Genomic DNA, 15556 nt, shown 5'->3' on the forward strand with positions numbered 1-15556 from the left:
TGTATAGATCAGTCGATGTCGGGGATGAGCGCCAGGAGGTCGGTGACGCCGACGTCGATGCCGGCCTGGGAGAGCAGCGTGGTGACCTGGCCGCGATGATGGGTCTGGTGATTGAAGACGTGCGACAGCACCGACGACAGCAGCTTGCGATGCGCCGTCCCGTCGACGCGCCGATAGGCGAGCGTTCCCACGAGGTCGGCCTCGGTCAGGCCGTCGACGAAGCCGACGATCACCCGGTCGATGCGCTCGCGGATCGGCCGCAGGCCAGCAAGCTCATCGGAGACGATGAAGCGTATGCCGGTCGGCTGCGGCAGGCCGGCGAGTTCGATGCGGCCAGACAATGGCGGATGGGCGGCCAGTCGGCCGAGCCAGATGAGATCGGCAGCCGCGAGATGGTTGAGCGTGCCGAGAATGGAGCCGAAGAAGGCGCCGCGGTCACGGGCAAGATCGTCGGCCGTCAGCCGCTCGGCAGCATCGTAGACCCTGGCGTTCATCCAGGCATTGTAAGGTGCCATCAGGCGGAAATGGTCGAGGCTGCTCACGATGGTTCTCCCAGCCGGCCGTCTGCCTCAGGATGCCTCCACGCCGCGTCCCTGGCTAGCTCCCGCTCTTGATCCGTTCGATCAGCGCCTCGACCGAAGGAAGGATGCGCTCGACGATCACGTCGACTCCGGCGGCGTTGGGATGCATGCGGTCGGCCTGATTGAGGCTGGCATCGCCGGCGACACCGTCGAGGAAGAAGGGATAGAGAAGAGCGCCGTGTTTTTCCGCGAGTTCGGGAAAGATCGGATCGTAGCGGGCGGCATAGTCGGCGCCGAGGTTGGGCGCTGCCCGCATGCCGGCAAGAAGCACCGGCACATGGGTGTCCTTCAGCCGGGACAGCAGTTCGTCGAGACTGTCGCGGACGAGCGCGGGGTCGTGGCCGCGCAGCATGTCGTTGGCGCCGAGCTCGACGATGACGCCGTCGGCGCCGTCGGCCAGCGCCCAGTCGAGACGGGCAAGGCCGTCGGCCACCGTGTCGCCGGAGACGCCGGCGTTGACGATGTCGACGTCATGGCCGCGCTTGACGAGCGCCGCCTCCAGCCGATCGGGAAAGGCCTCCTGACCGAGAACGCCATAGCCGGCGGTGAGGCTGTCGCCGAGCGCGACGATACGCATGGGCTTGGCCTCCGCGCCGACCAGGCCGGCGAAGCAGGCGAGAACGAACAGGAATATCCGATGTCTCACGGCCTTTTGACCCGGCTTGCAATGGTTTCCGAGCCAACCATATGACAGGCTCGGGCTTTCTTCGGCAAGCCCTGCCGACGTCACGTATGCCTGAACCGCCAGAACGAAAGCTCGCCCTTGCCAGATCCCGCCATAGCTCTTTCTGAGGTCGATCTCAGCCTTGGCAGCGGCGCTGCCCGCGTCCACATCCTGAAACACCTCTCCTTTTCCATCGAGCCCGGCACCAGCGTCGGCATCGTCGGGCCGTCCGGCTCGGGGAAATCGACGCTGTTGATGGTGCTCGCCGGCCTCGAGCGGGTGGACGACGGCGCCGTCATGGTGGGTGGCGAACGGCTCGATCGCATGGACGAAGATGCGCTCGCCCGCTTTCGCGGGCGTTCAGTCGGCATCGTCTTCCAGTCGTTTCATCTGATGCCGACCATGACGGCGCTGGAGAACGTGGCGGTGCCACTCGAGCTCAGCGGCCGGCGCGATGCGTTCGCGCGGGCGCGGGCCGAGCTCGAAGCGGTCGGCCTCGGGCACAGGCTCGACCACCACCCAGCGGAGCTGTCGGGTGGCGAGCAGCAGCGCGTTGCCATCGCCCGGGCCCTCGCACCCGAACCGTCGATCCTCATCGCCGACGAGCCGACGGGCAACCTCGACGCCGACACCGGCCGCGACATCATCCGTCTGATGTTCGAGGCGCGGGCGCGACGCGGGGCGACGCTCGTTCTGGTCACTCACGACCGGGCGCTCGCCGACGCCTGCGATCGCCGTATCGGCATGCGCTCCGGCGAAATCGTCGAGGACGTCTCGGCCGGGGTAGTGCCGTGAGCGGCCGCTCGCCGGGCTGGCGGGTCGCCCTTCGCCTCGCCGCCCGTGAAGCGCGCGGCGGTCTTGCGGGCTTTCGCATCTTCATCGCCGCCATCGCACTCGGCGTTGCCGCCATTGCCGCCGTCGGTTCGACCAGCCGGGCGATCACCGAAGGCATTTCCTTGCAGGGCCGGGAGATTCTCGGTGGCGACATCGCCGTCCGCTTCGGCGGCGAGGTCCCGCCCGAGGAACTGGTGGCAAGCCTCGGCGCGCGCGGCCGCCTGTCGACGGTGACACTGGTCAACTCCATGGCGCGGCGCATCGACGGCGAGACGCAGGCGCTCGCCCGCATCAAGGCGGTGGACGATGCCTATCCGCTGGCTGGCGAACTGCGCCTCGAAGGTGGCGGCCGGCTCGCCGACGCCCTGGCGCCGGGCGCGGATGGCTCGATCGGTGTCGTCATCGAGCCGATCCTCGCCGACCGGCTCGACGTCAAGGTCGGCGACCGCATCGCCATCGGCCGGGCGACGGCCGAGGTACGGGGGCTGATCGAAAAGGAGTCCGACCAGGTCGGCACCGGCGTCGCCTACGGGCCGCGCGTCATGATGAGCCGAGCGGCGCTGGCGGCGACCGATATCGTGCAGCCCGGCAGCCTCGTCGCCAACACTATTCGCCTTGCCCTGCCCGATGGCACGTCCGACGACGTCGTGGCCGCGGCGGCTGCCGAGATCAAGGCGGCCCAGTCGGATAGCGGCCGGACCGTTTCCTCCCGACTCGACGCGGCGCCGGGCCTTGAACGCAATGTCGACCGTTTCTCGCAGTTCCTGACGCTGGTCGGCCTCACCGCGCTGATCGTCGGCGGCGTCGGCGTCACCAACGCGGTGAAGGCCTTCATCGACAGGAAGCGCGATACCATCGCCACGCTGAAGGCGGTTGGCGCCCCGGGTGGCTTCGTGGTCGCGGTCTACCTGATCGAGATCGCGGTCATCGCCGGGATCGGCGTGGTGCTCGGTCTCGCCCTGGGGCTCGTGCCGCCGCTGTTTGCCGGCGGACTGATCGCCGCGGCGCTGGAGCTGCCGATCGAGATCGGGATCTATCCGGGCGAACTGTTGCTCGCCGCCGGCTATGGCTTTCTCACCGCCTTCGCCTTCGCCATCTGGTCGCTCGGCCGGGCGCACGACGTGCCGGTCAGTGCGCTGTTTCGCGAAAAGGTGGCTCCCGAACGGCGTCTGCGGCGCCGGACCTATGTCGCGGCGACAGTGCTCGCGGTGGTGCTTCTTGCTGCGCTGGCCATCGTCTCGGCCGCAGACCGCTTCGTGGCGGTGATCTTCGTGCTGTCGATGGCGGCGATCTTCCTGGTGCTGACCGGAGTGGCGGGCCTGATCCGCCGCCTTGCCGGCCGGCTTCCGGCGGTCGGTTCGGCCGAGTTCCGCCTGGCCCTGCGCAACATCCACCGTCGCGGCGGCCTGACGCTGTCGGTCGTGCTGTCCCTCGGCCTTGGACTGACGCTGATGGTGACGCTGGCGCTGATCGACACCGGGCTCAGGCGACAGCTCACCTCGACGCTGCCGGAAAAGGCCCCCACCTTCTTCGCGCTCGACATCCGCTCCAACGAGCTCGACGCCTTCGCCCGGCTGGTGGAGGCGACCGTGCCAGGCACCACGCTGGAGACCGTGCCGATGCTGCGCGGCCGCATCACCGCGCTGAAGGGAAAGCCGGTCGACAGGATCGACGCGCCCGAGAGCGCCCGCTGGGCGCTGTCCGGTGATCGCGGCATCACCATATCGGCCGAGCCGCCGGCCAACTCGACGCTCGCTTCCGGCGCCTGGTGGCCCAAGGACTATTCCGGTGAACCGCTGGTCTCTTTCGAGGACGAGTTGGCGCACGAGTTCGGCCTCAAGATCGGCGACACGGTCACCGTCAGCGTGCTCGGCCGCGAGATCACCGCCAAGGTGGCCAGCACGCGCAAAGTGGAGTGGCAGTCGCTTTCCATCAACTTCGTGATGGTCTTCTCTCCCAACACCTTCGCCGGCGCCCCGTATTCGGTGCTCTCCACGGCGGCACTGCCGACCAGCGGCGATCCCGGAGCCGACCGGCAAAGCGAAGGGCGGCTGATCAGGGCGGTGGTCGCCGACTTCCCGACGGCCACCATGGTCCGGGTCAAGGACGTGCTGGCCACCGTCAACGATCTGGTGGGGTCGCTGACATTGGCGATCCGCGCCGCCGCGTCCATCGCGCTTGCCGCTTCGGTGCTGGTTCTGGCCGGGGCGCTGGCTTCCGGTCATCGCCAGCGCGTCTATGACGCCGTCCTGCTCAAGACTTTCGGGGCGACGCGCGCCCGCGTTCTTCTGGCTTTTGCGCTGGAATACGCGGCGCTCGGGTTTCTCACGGCTATCTTCGCGCTTGCCGCCGGCGCGGTGGCCGCCTGGGGCATTCTGCGCGGCATCATGGACGTGCCGGTGGACCTCAGTCCTTGGGTGGCGCTCGGCGCGGTGTCTCTGGCGCTTCTCCTCACCATCGGCCTCGGCCTGCTCGGCACCTTCCGGGCCCTGTCGGCCAAGGCGGCGCCAGTCCTCAGGAATCTTTAAATCTTCGTCATGTTCGGGGGCTGCCCCGGTCACGCCCTTGAGCTTTATCCGGCATATGCCCATATTGTCTCTTCGAGCGAGGGGAGGCTCGCCTTTCCCGCGACTTGGCATTTTCCGAAAGAAGGATCGACGCCCTATGGCATTCCCTGAACGCAATATCCCCTCGGGTTACGGTTCCCGGGCCTACTCCGCGGAGATCGATCAGGGTCTCCGCAGCTACATGCTGTCGGTCTACAACTACATGGCGATCGGCCTCGCCGTGACCGGCGGCGTTGCAGCCTTCACCGCCAATGCGGCGGTGGCGAGCTGGGATCCCATCACGCTCAGCTCCTTCGGCGTTGCGCTCTACACGAGCCCGTTGCAGTGGCTGGTGATGCTGGCCCCCATCGGCCTTGTGCTCGTGTTCTCCTTCGGCATCCAGAAACTGTCGATGCCGGTGGCGCAGGGCCTGTTCTGGGCCTTCGCGGCGCTGATGGGCCTGTCGCTGTCGTCGATCTTCCTGGTCTACACCCAGCAGTCGATCACGCAGGTGTTCTTCATCTCCGCCGCCGCCTTCGCCGCCCTCAGCCTCTATGGTTACACGACCAAGCGCAATCTCAGCGCCATGGGGTCGTTCCTGATCATGGGGCTGTTCGGTCTGATCATCGCCTCGCTGGTCAACATCTTCATGCAGTCGTCGGCGATGGAGTTCGCCATCTCGGTGCTCGGCGTCGGCATCTTCGCCGGCCTGACCGCCTACGACACGCAGACCATCAAGGAGATGTATTACGAGGGCGACGACCGCACGACCGCCGGCCGCAAGGCGATCATGGGCGCCCTTAACCTCTACATGGACTTCATCAACCTGTTCATCATGCTGCTGCGCCTGATGGGCGAGCGTCGCTGACGCGGGTCGATAACGTCCTGATCAAAAAGACGGCGTCGGGTTTCCCGGCGCCGTTTTCGTTTGAGGCGAGGGCTCTGGCGTGCGATCTAGAACCCGCATATGTTTTCATGCTTTCGGGTTTGATCATGCTGACCATTCGTCCCGCCCGCCCTGCCGACCTTCCCGCCATTGCATCCATCTACCAGGAGTCCGTTCGCACCGGCACGGCCTCCTGGGAGCTCGAACCGCCGACCGAGGCGGAGATGCTGAGGCGCTTCGAGGCCATCATCGGCGGCGGTTATCCCTATCTCATCGCGGAAATGGGCGGCGCCCTTGCCGGCTATTCCTACGCCAGCGCCTACCGGCCGCGCCTTGCCTACCGCTACACGGTGGAGAATTCGATCTACGTCGATCCCGCCCGCCAGGGGCAGGGCATCGGCAAGCGCCTTCTCCAGGCATTGATCGACGACTGCGCCCGGCGCGGCTTCCGGCAGATGATTGCGATCATCGGCGATAGCGACAACATCGGTTCGCGCAAGCTGCACGCCGCCCTCGGCTTCACATTGGTCGGCGTCGCGCCGGCGCTCGGCTACAAGTTCGACCGTTGGCTCGATCAGGTGGTGATGCAACGGTCGCTCGGCGACGGCGAGCATTCGGTGCCAGGGGAGCTGTCGCGGAGCTGAGCCCAAAGAAAAGCCGCCGCGAGGGATCCCGCGGCGGCTGGCACATGCAACCAAGTGGCTCAGGCGGCCTTCTTGGGCTTCAGGAGGCCGCGGTTGATCAGTACCTCGGCGATCTGCACGGCGTTGAGCGCGGCGCCCTTGCGGAGGTTGTCGGAAACCACCCACATGGTGAGGCCGTTCTCGACCGTGATGTCCTCGCGGATGCGGGAGATATAGGTGGCGTCTTCGCCGGCCGCCTCATAGGGGGTGATGTAGCCGCCGGGCTCATGCTTGTCGACGACCAGACAGCCAGGGGCCTCGCGCAGGATCGAGCGGGCCTCGTCGGCGGTGATGGCGTTCTCGAACTCGATGTTGACCACCTCCGAATGGGCGACGAACACTGGCACGCGCACGCAGGTGGCGGTCAGCTTGATCTTCGGGTCGAGGATCTTCTTGGTCTCCGCCGTCATCTTCCACTCTTCCTTGGTAAAGCCGTCCTCCATGAAGACGTCGATATGCGGGATGAGGTTGAAGGCGATGCGCTTCGGGAACTTCTTCGGCTCGACCGGGTCGGAGACGAAGATGGCGCGGGTCTGGGTGAACAGCTCGTCCATCGCGTCCTTGCCGGCGCCGGACACCGACTGGTAGGTGGAGACGACGACCCGCTTGATGTTCGCCTTGTCGTGCAGCGGCTTCAGCGCCACGACGAGCTGGGCGGTGGAACAGTTCGGGTTGGCGATGATGTATTTCTTGGTGAAGCCGGCGGCCGCGTCGGCGTTCACCTCCGGCACGACCAGCGGCACGTCCTCGTCGTAGCGCCAGGCCGAGGAGTTATCGATGACGACGCACTTCTGGGCGCCGATCTTCGGCGACCATTCCTTGGAGATCGAGCCACCGGCCGACATGACGCAGATGTCGACGTCGGAGAAGTCGACGTGCTCGAGCGCCTGCACCTTCAGCGTCTTGTCGCCGAACGACACCTCGGTGCCCTGGCTCCGGCGCGAGGCGACGGCAATCACCTCGTCGGCGGGAAAGCCGCGCTCGGCGAGGATCGAAAGCATTTCGCGGCCCACGTTTCCGGTGGCACCGACCACAGCGACCTTGTAACCCATGTTGGACTGACCTTCTGAAAGTGTGGCTCTCAGCCGTAAAAGCCGCCCCCCGCCTTCTTTGGCGGCCGGTCGCTCTTCAGTCTGTCAGGGAGACGTTCGAGGAGGCCACCTTCCGCCTCCCCTGACCCCGAGGAGGACGGTACGGGGCGAGGAAGCGTCGATCACGTCGTGGTCGTTTTCGTCGTCGCCGTTTTCGTCATGACAAGCCCGGCCGGGTTGCAACCCAGCGCCAAGACCGCCTGACGGGAACCATTCGCGAGCGACATGGACCATTCCTCTCTCGAATGCCGGGCTTTATGGCTGAAAGGGTCGAGCCGGTCAAGACGAATCGAGGCGGATTTCCGGAGCGGCTCGCCCGCTTCGGGCTTGGCTGGCAAGTCGCTGCCCGGTTTATTTCTCCAAGTTAATCAACCGCTGATCCGCAATACCACTTAGGAGGAACAGGCAGGGCGAAGGCCGCAAAACAAGCAATCCTTTACTGTCCGGTTGTAGACCTCGTGGTGACTCCCGCGGGCGGGAAAACGGATTTCAAGGCGAGGCGAGCATGTCCCTGTTCGGACGCAGAACTTCTTCCGAGAAGCTCAAGATCAATTTCTTCGACAGCACACCAGATGCGATCATGGTCATTGCCGATGGCAAGTTCATCGAGTGCAACGCCGCTGCGGTGAAGATGTTCGGCTCGTCGTCGAAGAGCGCCCTGACCGCCAGCACGCCGGCCGCGCTTTCGCCGCCCAAGCAGCCGGACGGCCAGCCGTCGGGCGCCAAGTCCGAAGCAATGATCCGCGAGGCCATGACCACCGGCTACAAGCGCTTCGAGTGGATGCACCGGCGCGCCGACGGCACCGAGTTTCCCGTTCTCGTCACGCTGATCCTATCCAAGGTCGACGGCCGGCCTGTGGTGCTCACCAACCTCGCCGACCTCTCGGATGCCTTGCGCGAACGTGAGGCGCGGCGCGAGGACGAGGCGCGTAGCGCCAAGGCCTCCGCCCTGCAGCAGCTCACCGCCGAGTTCGACCGCAACGTATCGACGGCGCTCGGCACGGTGGGGCAGGTTGCCGACCAGCTCGAATCCTCGTCGCAGGCGATGTCGGGCTCGGCCGACCAGACCAACCGCCAGCTCACCGAGCTGACCGCCGCATCCGAACAGGTGTCGGCGGCTGTCGGCATCGTCGCCGAATCGGCGGGAGAGCTGTCGGCGTCGATCGCCGAGATCGGCCGGCAGGTTCATCAGTCGAGCAGCATTTCCAGCGCTGCCAATGAGGAGGCGCGTCACACCAACGAGATCGTCAAGGGCCTGGCGGAAAGCTCGGCCAAGATCGGCGAGGTGATCAGCCTCATCAACGGCATCGCCAGCCAGACCAACCTCTTGGCGCTCAATGCCACCATCGAGGCGGCGCGGGCCGGCGAAGCGGGGCGCGGCTTTGCAGTCGTCGCCCAGGAGGTGAAGGCGCTGGCCAACCAGACGACGCGCGCCACCGACGAGATCGGCGCCCAGATCGGCGCCGTCCAGGCCGCGACGACACAGGCGGTCGGGGCGATCGGCGGCATCGCCACGCGCATCGGCGAGATCAACGAGATCGCCGGCGCCATCGCCGCGGCGGTGGAACAGCAGTCGCGCGCCACGGAGGCCATCGCCAGCAACATCCAGCAGGCGTCGGCGGCGAGCCAGAAGGTATCGGTCAACACGGGCGGCGTCGCCCATGCCTCGGTGGAGACGCGCAAGGCGGCCGAGGCGGTGCTGACCTCGGCCAAGGCACTGTCCGGCGAAGCCGGCGGCCTGCGCTCCACCGTCGATCGCTTCCTGCAAGGCGTGAAGCGGGCGTAAGCGCCTCAAAGGAACCGAAAAAGAAAGGCCCATCCTCGTGCGGATGGGCCTTTTTGCTATAGCGGTGAAAGTCGGCCGGCTTGGCGAAGCCGGCCGAAAGGCCACCGTCAGGCGGCGAGCTGGCGCAGCACGTAGTGCAGGATGCCGCCGTTCTTGTAGTAGTCGAGCTCGTCCAGCGTATCGATGCGGCAAAGGAGCGGCACGTCGATCTCGGCGCCGTCGGCCCGGGTGATCTTCGCGGTCAGAGTCTGACGCGGCTTGACGTTGGCGATGCCTTCGATGGTCACCGTCTCGTTGCCTGTCAGCCCGAGGCTCTGCCAGTTCGTCCCTTCCTCGAAGGTCAGGGGAACGATGCCCATGCCGACCAGGTTGGAGCGGTGGATGCGCTCGAAGCTCTCGGCGATCACCGCCTTGACGCCCAGGAGGTTGGTGCCCTTGGCCGCCCAGTCGCGCGACGAGCCATTGCCATACTCGACGCCGGCGAAGACGACCAGCGGCACGCCCTCTTCCTTGTAGCGCATCGCCGCGTCATAGATGTACATGCGGTCACCCGAGGGATGATGGACGGTCCAGCCGCCCTCGACCACGTTACCGGCGTCGTCCTTCACCATGTTGTTCTTGATGCGGATGTTGGCGAAAGTGCCGCGCATCATCACTTCATGGTTGCCACGCCGCGTGCCGTACTGGTTGAAGTCGGCCGGACGCACCTGATGGCCGGTGAGATACTGGCCGGCGGGGCTCGCCACTTTGATCGAACCGGCCGGCGAGATGTGGTCGGTAGTGATCTTGTCGCCGAACAGGCCGAGGACCCGGGCGCCGACAATGTCGGTGACCGGCGGCGGCGTCATGGTCATGCCGGCGAAATAAGGCGGGTTCTGCACATAGGTCGAGCCGGCATTCCAGCCGTAAGTCTGGCCGATCCCCGCCTCGACGGCGCGCCAGCGGGCATCGCCCTTGAACACGTCGGCATACTTTTCCTTGAACATCTCGGCGGTGATGAACTCCGAAATGGTCTCGTTCACCTCCTTGCTCGACGGCCAGATGTCGCGGAGGTAGACGGGCTCGCCGTCGACGCCGAAGCCGAGCGGCTCGGTCGCCAGATCCCTCTGAACGCTGCCGGCCAGCGCATAGGCGACGACCAGCGGCGGCGAGGCGAGATAGTTGGCCTGCACGTCGGGACTGACGCGGCCCTCGAAGTTGCGGTTGCCGGAAAGCACGGCGGCGGCGACGATGCCGTTGTCGTTGATCGCCTTGGAAATCGGCTCCGGCAGCGGGCCGGAGTTGCCGATACAGGTGGTACAGCCGAAGCCGACGAGGTTGAAGCCGAGGGCGTCGAGGTCCGTCTGCAGGCCGGACTGGCTGAGATATTCGGCGACGACCTGCGAGCCCGGCGCCAGCGACGTCTTCACCCAGGGCTTGACGCTGAGGCCCTTCTGGCGCGCCTTGCGGGCGAGAAGGCCGGCGCCCACCAGCACGCTCGGGTTGGAGGTGTTGGTGCAGGAGGTGATGGCAGCGATTACCACGTCACCGTGGCCAAGGTCGAAGTTGCCGCCCTCGACCGGATAGCGACTGCCGATGTCCGTGAGCTTCTTGTACTCGGTCTCCATGGCGGCGGTGAAACCGGCCTTGGCGGCGCTGAGCGACACCCGGCCCTCCGGCCGCTTGGGGCCGGCCAGGGAGGGAACGACGGTGGAGAGGTCGAGCTCCAGGATGTCGGTGAACTCGGGGTCGGGCGTGTCGGCGGTGCGGTAGACGCCCTGAGCGCGGGCGTAGGCGTCGACCAGGGCGACGCGGTCGTCGGCGCGGCCGGAGAACTTGAGGTAGCGGATGGTCTCGGCGTCGACGGGGAAGAAGCCACAGGTGGCGCCGTATTCCGGACCCATGTTGGCGATGGTGGCGCGGTCGGCCAGCGTCAGGCTGTCGAGGCCGGGGCCGAAGTATTCCACGAACTTGCCGACGACTCCCTTCTTGCGCAGCATCTGGGTGACCGTCAGCACCACGTCGGTGGCGGTGACGCCCTCGGTCACCTTGCCGGTCAGCTTGAAGCCGATCACCTCGGGGATCAGCATGGAGACCGGCTGGCCGAGCATGGCGGCCTCGGCCTCGATGCCGCCGACGCCCCAGCCGAGCACGGCAAGACCGTTGACCATGGTGGTGTGGCTGTCGGTGCCGACGCAGGTATCGGGATAGGCGTAGGTGACGCCGTCTTCCTCGTTGGTCCACACCGTCTGCGCCAGGTATTCAAGGTTGACCTGATGGCAGATGCCGGTGCCCGGCGGCACGACGCGGAAATTGTGGAAGGCGTTCTGGCCCCACTTCAGGAAATTGTAGCGCTCGACGTTCTGCTCGTACTCGCGGGCGACGTTCTGGGCCAGCGACGAGGTGCTGCCGAAATAGTCGACCACCACGGAGTGGTCGATGACGAGGTCGACGGGAACGAGCGGGTTGATCTTGCGGGGGTCGCCGCCGAGCGTGACCATGGCGTCGCGCATCGCCGCGAGGTCGACGACAGCCGGAACGCCAGTGAAGTCCTGCATCAGCACGCGGGCGGGGCGGTAGGCGATCTCCTTGTCGATCTTGCCCTTGTTCTCGAGCCAGGCGGCCATGGCGCGGATGTCGACCTGGGTCACCGACCGGCCATCCTCGAAGCGCAGCAGGTTTTCGAGGATCACCTTCAGCGACACCGGCAGGCGCGAGACGCCGGCAAGGCCGTTCTCCTCCGCTGCCTTCAGGTCGTAGTAGACGTAGGTCTTCGAGCCGACCTGAAGTTCTCTCCTGGACTTGAAGCTGTCGAGCGACGGCATGCGCGGGCCCCTTTTCAATGCCGGGGGCGCCTTGCCGGGGTGGACGGCGGCGGCGCCGCATCCGCTCGGGCAGGGACCTCGCCACCAGCGAGCTGTTGACGTTTACGTAATGGTCATGACGACCGGAGACTTCCTTGCGCCTTATAGAGAATAAGGCGCCGGCTCACCAGACCTTGCGTACGAAATTCTACCACATGGGGCTTCATTCCATCGTCTGCGTCCGTTCGGTCGATGGCGAGCCGAAAGCGGCTTACGCCTTTGGCCGCGATGCTCTATTGGGAAAAGATATTGCTCATGCCGGAGATATCCGTGAACCGCCCCTTTCAGCCTTTTCGTCTCGTCGTAGAGGCGCTCGGCGTCGACCGTGGCGGCCGGCGGGTGATCGAGGGCATTGAGTTCGAGGTGGCCGGAGGCGAGGCGGTTCTGGTTACTGGGCCGAACGGCGTCGGCAAATCGACCTTGCTCCGGACGCTTGCCGGGCTTGGTCGGCCGGCGAGCGGTTCGATCCGCCTCGTCGCCGACGGCGTCACCGAGCCCGAGGAGATCGGCCCTCACGTCCACTATCTCGGCCATCGCGACGCGGTGAAGCCGGCCCTGACGGTCGGCGAGAACCTTGCCTTCTGGCGAGACTACCTGGGCGCCGACGGTGGCGCACCGGTGGACACGGCGTTGGACGCCGTGGGCCTGCTCGATATAGCAACCCTGCCGGCCGCCTATCTGTCGGCCGGACAGCGGCGGCGCCTTGCCATCGCCCGCCTCATCGCGGTGCGGCGACCGCTCTGGCTGCTCGACGAACCGACCGCCGCGCTCGACGCCGCCTCGGAGGCGAGCCTCGTCGGGCTGATGACCGGCCATGTCGAGCGCGGCGGCGCGATCGTCGCCGCCACCCATCTCGCCATCGGCCTTGCCGGCGCCCGCCCGCTTCGTCTCGTCGCCGGGGAGATTGCCTGATGTCGCCGCTCGCCGCCCTCTATGTCCGCGAGTTGCGCCTGTCCGTGCGCATCGGCGGCGGCGCCTTGATGGGCGTCCTGTTCTACCTGATCGTGGTGACGACCTTCCCCTTTGCCATCGGTCCGGATCTCAACCTTCTGTCCCGTCTCGGTCCGGCCATCCTGTGGATCGGTGCGCTGCTTGCCACGCTGCTCGGCCTCGATCGGCTGTTCGAGGCCGATCGCGACGATGGCGCTCTCGACCTGATGATTGCCTCCGGTCGGTCGCTGGAGCTCTTGGTGATCGTCAAGGTGATGGCCCACTGGACGGCGACCGGCCTGCCGCTGGTCGTCGCGGCGCCCTTCCTGTCGCTGCTGCTCGCCATGCCCGCCGACGTGACGCTGGCCACCGTCGCGACGCTTCTCGCCGGCACGCCGGCGCTGACCCTGCTCGGGGCGATCGGCGCCGGACTGACGGTGTCGCTCAGGCGCGGCGGCCTCCTGCTGCCGATCCTCGTGCTGCCCTTTGCAGTGCCGGTGCTGATCTTCGGCGTCGCGGCGGCGACGGCCGTCGCCTTCGATCCGGCGGCCTTCCGTACGCCTTTTCTGCTCATCGTCGCCCTGACGCTGACGGCGGCGGCGATCTCGCCGATCGCCACCGCCGCCGCGCTCAGAAATGGGCTCGACTAACGATCAAGCGGCCCGGATGGTGGCAAGGAAGCGCTGGAGCTCACCCTGCAGGCGCTCGGCCTGGGCCGACAGCGCGTCGGAGGCGTGCAGCACTTCCTGGGCGGCGGCCGAGGAATCGCCGGCCGCTTCGCCCACCTTGACGATGTTGCTCGCCACCGTGCTGGTGCCCTCGGCGGCCTTCTGCACCGAATCGGCGATTTCCTGGGTTGCCATGCCCTGGTCGCGCACCGAGCCGGCCACCGTGTTGGATACCTTCGAGATATGGCCGATGGTCTCGGTGATGCGCATGATGGCATCGCTGGAATCGGCCGTCGACGCCTGGATCGCCGCCACCTGGGCGCCAATCTCGCTGGTCGCCTTGGCGGTCTGGTCGGCGAGCTGCTTCACCTCGGCGGCGACCACCGCGAAGCCCTTGCCGGCCTCGCCGGCGCGGGCGGCTTCGATGGTGGCGTTGAGCGCCAGGAGGTTGGTCTGGCCGGCGATGGTGTTGATGAGGTCGACGACGGCGCCGATCTTGCGCGCCGCTTCCGACAGTTCGCGCACCTTGGCGGCCGTTTCCGAGGCATCCTGCACGGCCTTCGAGGCCACTTCGGTCGATTCGTTCACCTGACGGCCGATTTCGGCGATCGACGATGCCAGTTCCTCGGCAGCGGCGGCGACGGTGCCGACACCGGCAGAGGCCGCTTCGGAAGCGGCAGCCACGGTCGACGCCTTCTGCGTCACGTCGGTGGAGGATTGGGACAACGTCTGGGCCGAGCCGTTGAGCTGTCCGGCTGCGGCTGCCAGCGAGGAGGCGATGCCGCCGACGGTCTGCTCGAACATGTCGGCGAGCTGATGCACCTCGGCGCGCCTGAGCTCGGCCTGCGCGGCAGCGTCGGCCTCGCGGGCGGCGCGCGCTTCAGCGGCCTGGGCAAGGCTCGTCTTGAACACCTCGAGCGCCTCGGCCATGGCGCCGACCTCGTCCTTGCGGCCGCGGCCGGGAACCTCGGTCCTGAGGTCGCCGTCCGACACCTTCTCCATGGCGCGCGAGATGGCGACCACTGGCCGCGAGATCGAACGGCCGATGACCACGGCCAGAACCACGGCGCCCACCAGCGAGATGCCGGCCACGATCAGGAGCATGCGGCGGATGGTCTCAATGAGGCCGGTGGTCGCAACGCCGATGGACGTCGATTCGACCGAGGCGGCGGAGCGTACAGCCGCCACCTTGTCGGCGATGGCCGTGGACGCATTGAGCAGGTCCTTGGCGGTCAGCGTGCGGAGATCGGTGGAGATCTGGTTGGCTTGGCGATAGGCCTCCTGATAGGCGGTTGCCGACCTCAGCACCTTGCCGAGCTGGGAAGCTTCCTGTCCTTCGCCGACCGCCTTGATCACCAGATTGAGTCGCTGAACGAGGCCATTGAAGCCGGCGTCGGCGGCCTTGAGATCGTCGGCCGTGCCGTTGTTCAGCAGCTTGTAAACCGCAAGACGCCCGGCGTTGTACTGTTCCGTCGCCTTGGTGGCGATGGGGATGACAGCCGGCTTGCCGAGCTTGTCGACCTTGGAGGAGAAGAACAGCATGTCGTTCTTCAGCTTCTCGCCAAGCGGGTCGACGCTTTCGCGAATGATCTTCTGCTGGCGGGTCTTGAGGTCGACGAGCTTGGTCAGCACGGCGCTGTAGGTGTCGAACAGCGAGGCGATGGCCGTCATGTTATCCTTGCGGACACCCTCGTCGATCTTGCTGATGGCGTTGGCAATGGAGGCCCTAGTCGTCTCGGCAGCAGCCTTGGTGTCCGACAGGGCGGTTTCGCTGCCGGCCGTCAGGTAGGCGTCGACCTTGGCGGTGAGGTTGAGGAAAGCATAGTCGATGTCGCGGGTCAGCTCGACTTCATCGACGCGGTCGCGATGCTGGCCGAAGGAATGCTCGAAGGAACTCAGCGAGAAGAGCGACAGGCCGGCGCAAGCGATCAGCAGTGCAATGACCAGCGCGAAGGCCACGAACACCTTTGAACCGATGGACAGATTGTTGAACAGACGCGCCATCGCTTCTTCCCCCAGAGTCTACGGACAATTCCGTATTGCT

The 15556-nt window shown here is 66.5% G+C and carries 12 protein-coding genes; 7 read left to right on the plus strand and 5 right to left on the minus strand.

The window, feature by feature from the left end; all coding sequences use genetic code 11:
• Positions 1-8: 8 nt before the first annotated feature.
• Positions 9-542, minus strand: a complete 534-nt coding sequence (locus CXZ10_RS16345; RefSeq protein WP_101290429.1) for a DinB family protein — start codon at positions 540-542, stop codon at positions 9-11.
• Positions 543-597: 55 nt separating this feature from the next.
• A complete protein-coding gene (locus tag CXZ10_RS16350) occupies positions 598-1227 on the minus strand; it encodes an arylesterase (protein WP_425298921.1) in 630 nt (209 codons plus the stop codon).
• Positions 1228-1344: 117 nt separating this feature from the next.
• Between CXZ10_RS16350 and CXZ10_RS16355 the strand changes: the two genes are divergently transcribed.
• From CXZ10_RS16355 to CXZ10_RS16370, 4 genes are all read left to right on the plus strand, one after another.
• Complete coding sequence (locus CXZ10_RS16355; RefSeq protein WP_101290430.1) at positions 1345-2040, plus strand: ABC transporter ATP-binding protein; 696 nt, start codon at positions 1345-1347, stop codon at positions 2038-2040.
• Positions 2037-4607: an ABC transporter permease gene (locus CXZ10_RS16360; RefSeq protein WP_101290431.1), complete on the plus strand. Its 2571-nt coding sequence runs from the start codon at positions 2037-2039 to the stop codon at positions 4605-4607. Before CXZ10_RS16355 ends, CXZ10_RS16360 begins: the two co-directional genes overlap by 4 nt.
• A gap of 136 nt (positions 4608-4743) precedes the next feature.
• Positions 4744-5493 carry a Bax inhibitor-1/YccA family protein gene (locus CXZ10_RS16365; protein WP_101290432.1) on the plus strand — a complete coding sequence of 250 codons (750 nt, stop codon included), beginning with the start codon at positions 4744-4746 and terminating at the stop codon, positions 5491-5493.
• A gap of 125 nt (positions 5494-5618) precedes the next feature.
• Positions 5619-6155, plus strand: coding sequence for a GNAT family N-acetyltransferase (locus CXZ10_RS16370; protein ID WP_244617132.1), 537 nt, complete (start codon positions 5619-5621; stop codon positions 6153-6155).
• Positions 6156-6214: 59 nt separating this feature from the next.
• Here the strand turns inward: CXZ10_RS16370 and CXZ10_RS16375 are convergent, their stop codons facing one another.
• The gene (locus CXZ10_RS16375) at positions 6215-7246 is read right to left on the minus strand and encodes an aspartate-semialdehyde dehydrogenase (protein ID WP_101290434.1); all 1032 of its coding nucleotides are present in this window, start codon (positions 7244-7246) and stop codon (positions 6215-6217) included.
• A 544-nt stretch (positions 7247-7790) separates the two neighbouring features.
• Between CXZ10_RS16375 and CXZ10_RS16380 the strand changes: the two genes are divergently transcribed.
• Positions 7791-9071, plus strand: coding sequence for a methyl-accepting chemotaxis protein (locus CXZ10_RS16380; protein ID WP_101290435.1), 1281 nt, complete (start codon positions 7791-7793; stop codon positions 9069-9071).
• 107 nt (positions 9072-9178) lie between these two features.
• Here the strand turns inward: CXZ10_RS16380 and acnA are convergent, their stop codons facing one another.
• Positions 9179-11875, minus strand: a complete 2697-nt coding sequence (acnA, locus tag CXZ10_RS16385; protein WP_101290436.1) for an aconitate hydratase AcnA — start codon at positions 11873-11875, stop codon at positions 9179-9181.
• A 309-nt stretch (positions 11876-12184) separates the two neighbouring features.
• Between acnA and ccmA the strand changes: the two genes are divergently transcribed.
• Positions 12185-12826: a heme ABC exporter ATP-binding protein CcmA gene (gene ccmA / locus CXZ10_RS16390; RefSeq protein WP_244617131.1), complete on the plus strand. Its 642-nt coding sequence runs from the start codon at positions 12185-12187 to the stop codon at positions 12824-12826.
• The gene (ccmB, locus tag CXZ10_RS16395; protein ID WP_101290437.1) at positions 12826-13494 is read left to right on the plus strand and encodes a heme exporter protein CcmB; all 669 of its coding nucleotides are present in this window, start codon (positions 12826-12828) and stop codon (positions 13492-13494) included. The genes ccmA and ccmB overlap by 1 nt, the downstream gene beginning before the upstream one ends.
• Positions 13495-13497: 3 nt before the next feature.
• On the opposite strand, the gene CXZ10_RS16400 is transcribed toward ccmB, so the two are convergent.
• Positions 13498-15516 carry a HAMP domain-containing methyl-accepting chemotaxis protein gene (locus CXZ10_RS16400; protein WP_101290438.1) on the minus strand — a complete coding sequence of 673 codons (2019 nt, stop codon included), beginning with the start codon at positions 15514-15516 and terminating at the stop codon, positions 13498-13500.
• Between the last annotated feature and the right edge of the window lie 40 nt (positions 15517-15556).

The sequence above is a fragment of the Pleomorphomonas diazotrophica genome (assembly GCF_002844595.1).
Lineage (GTDB): Bacteria > Pseudomonadota > Alphaproteobacteria > Rhizobiales > Pleomorphomonadaceae > Pleomorphomonas > Pleomorphomonas diazotrophica.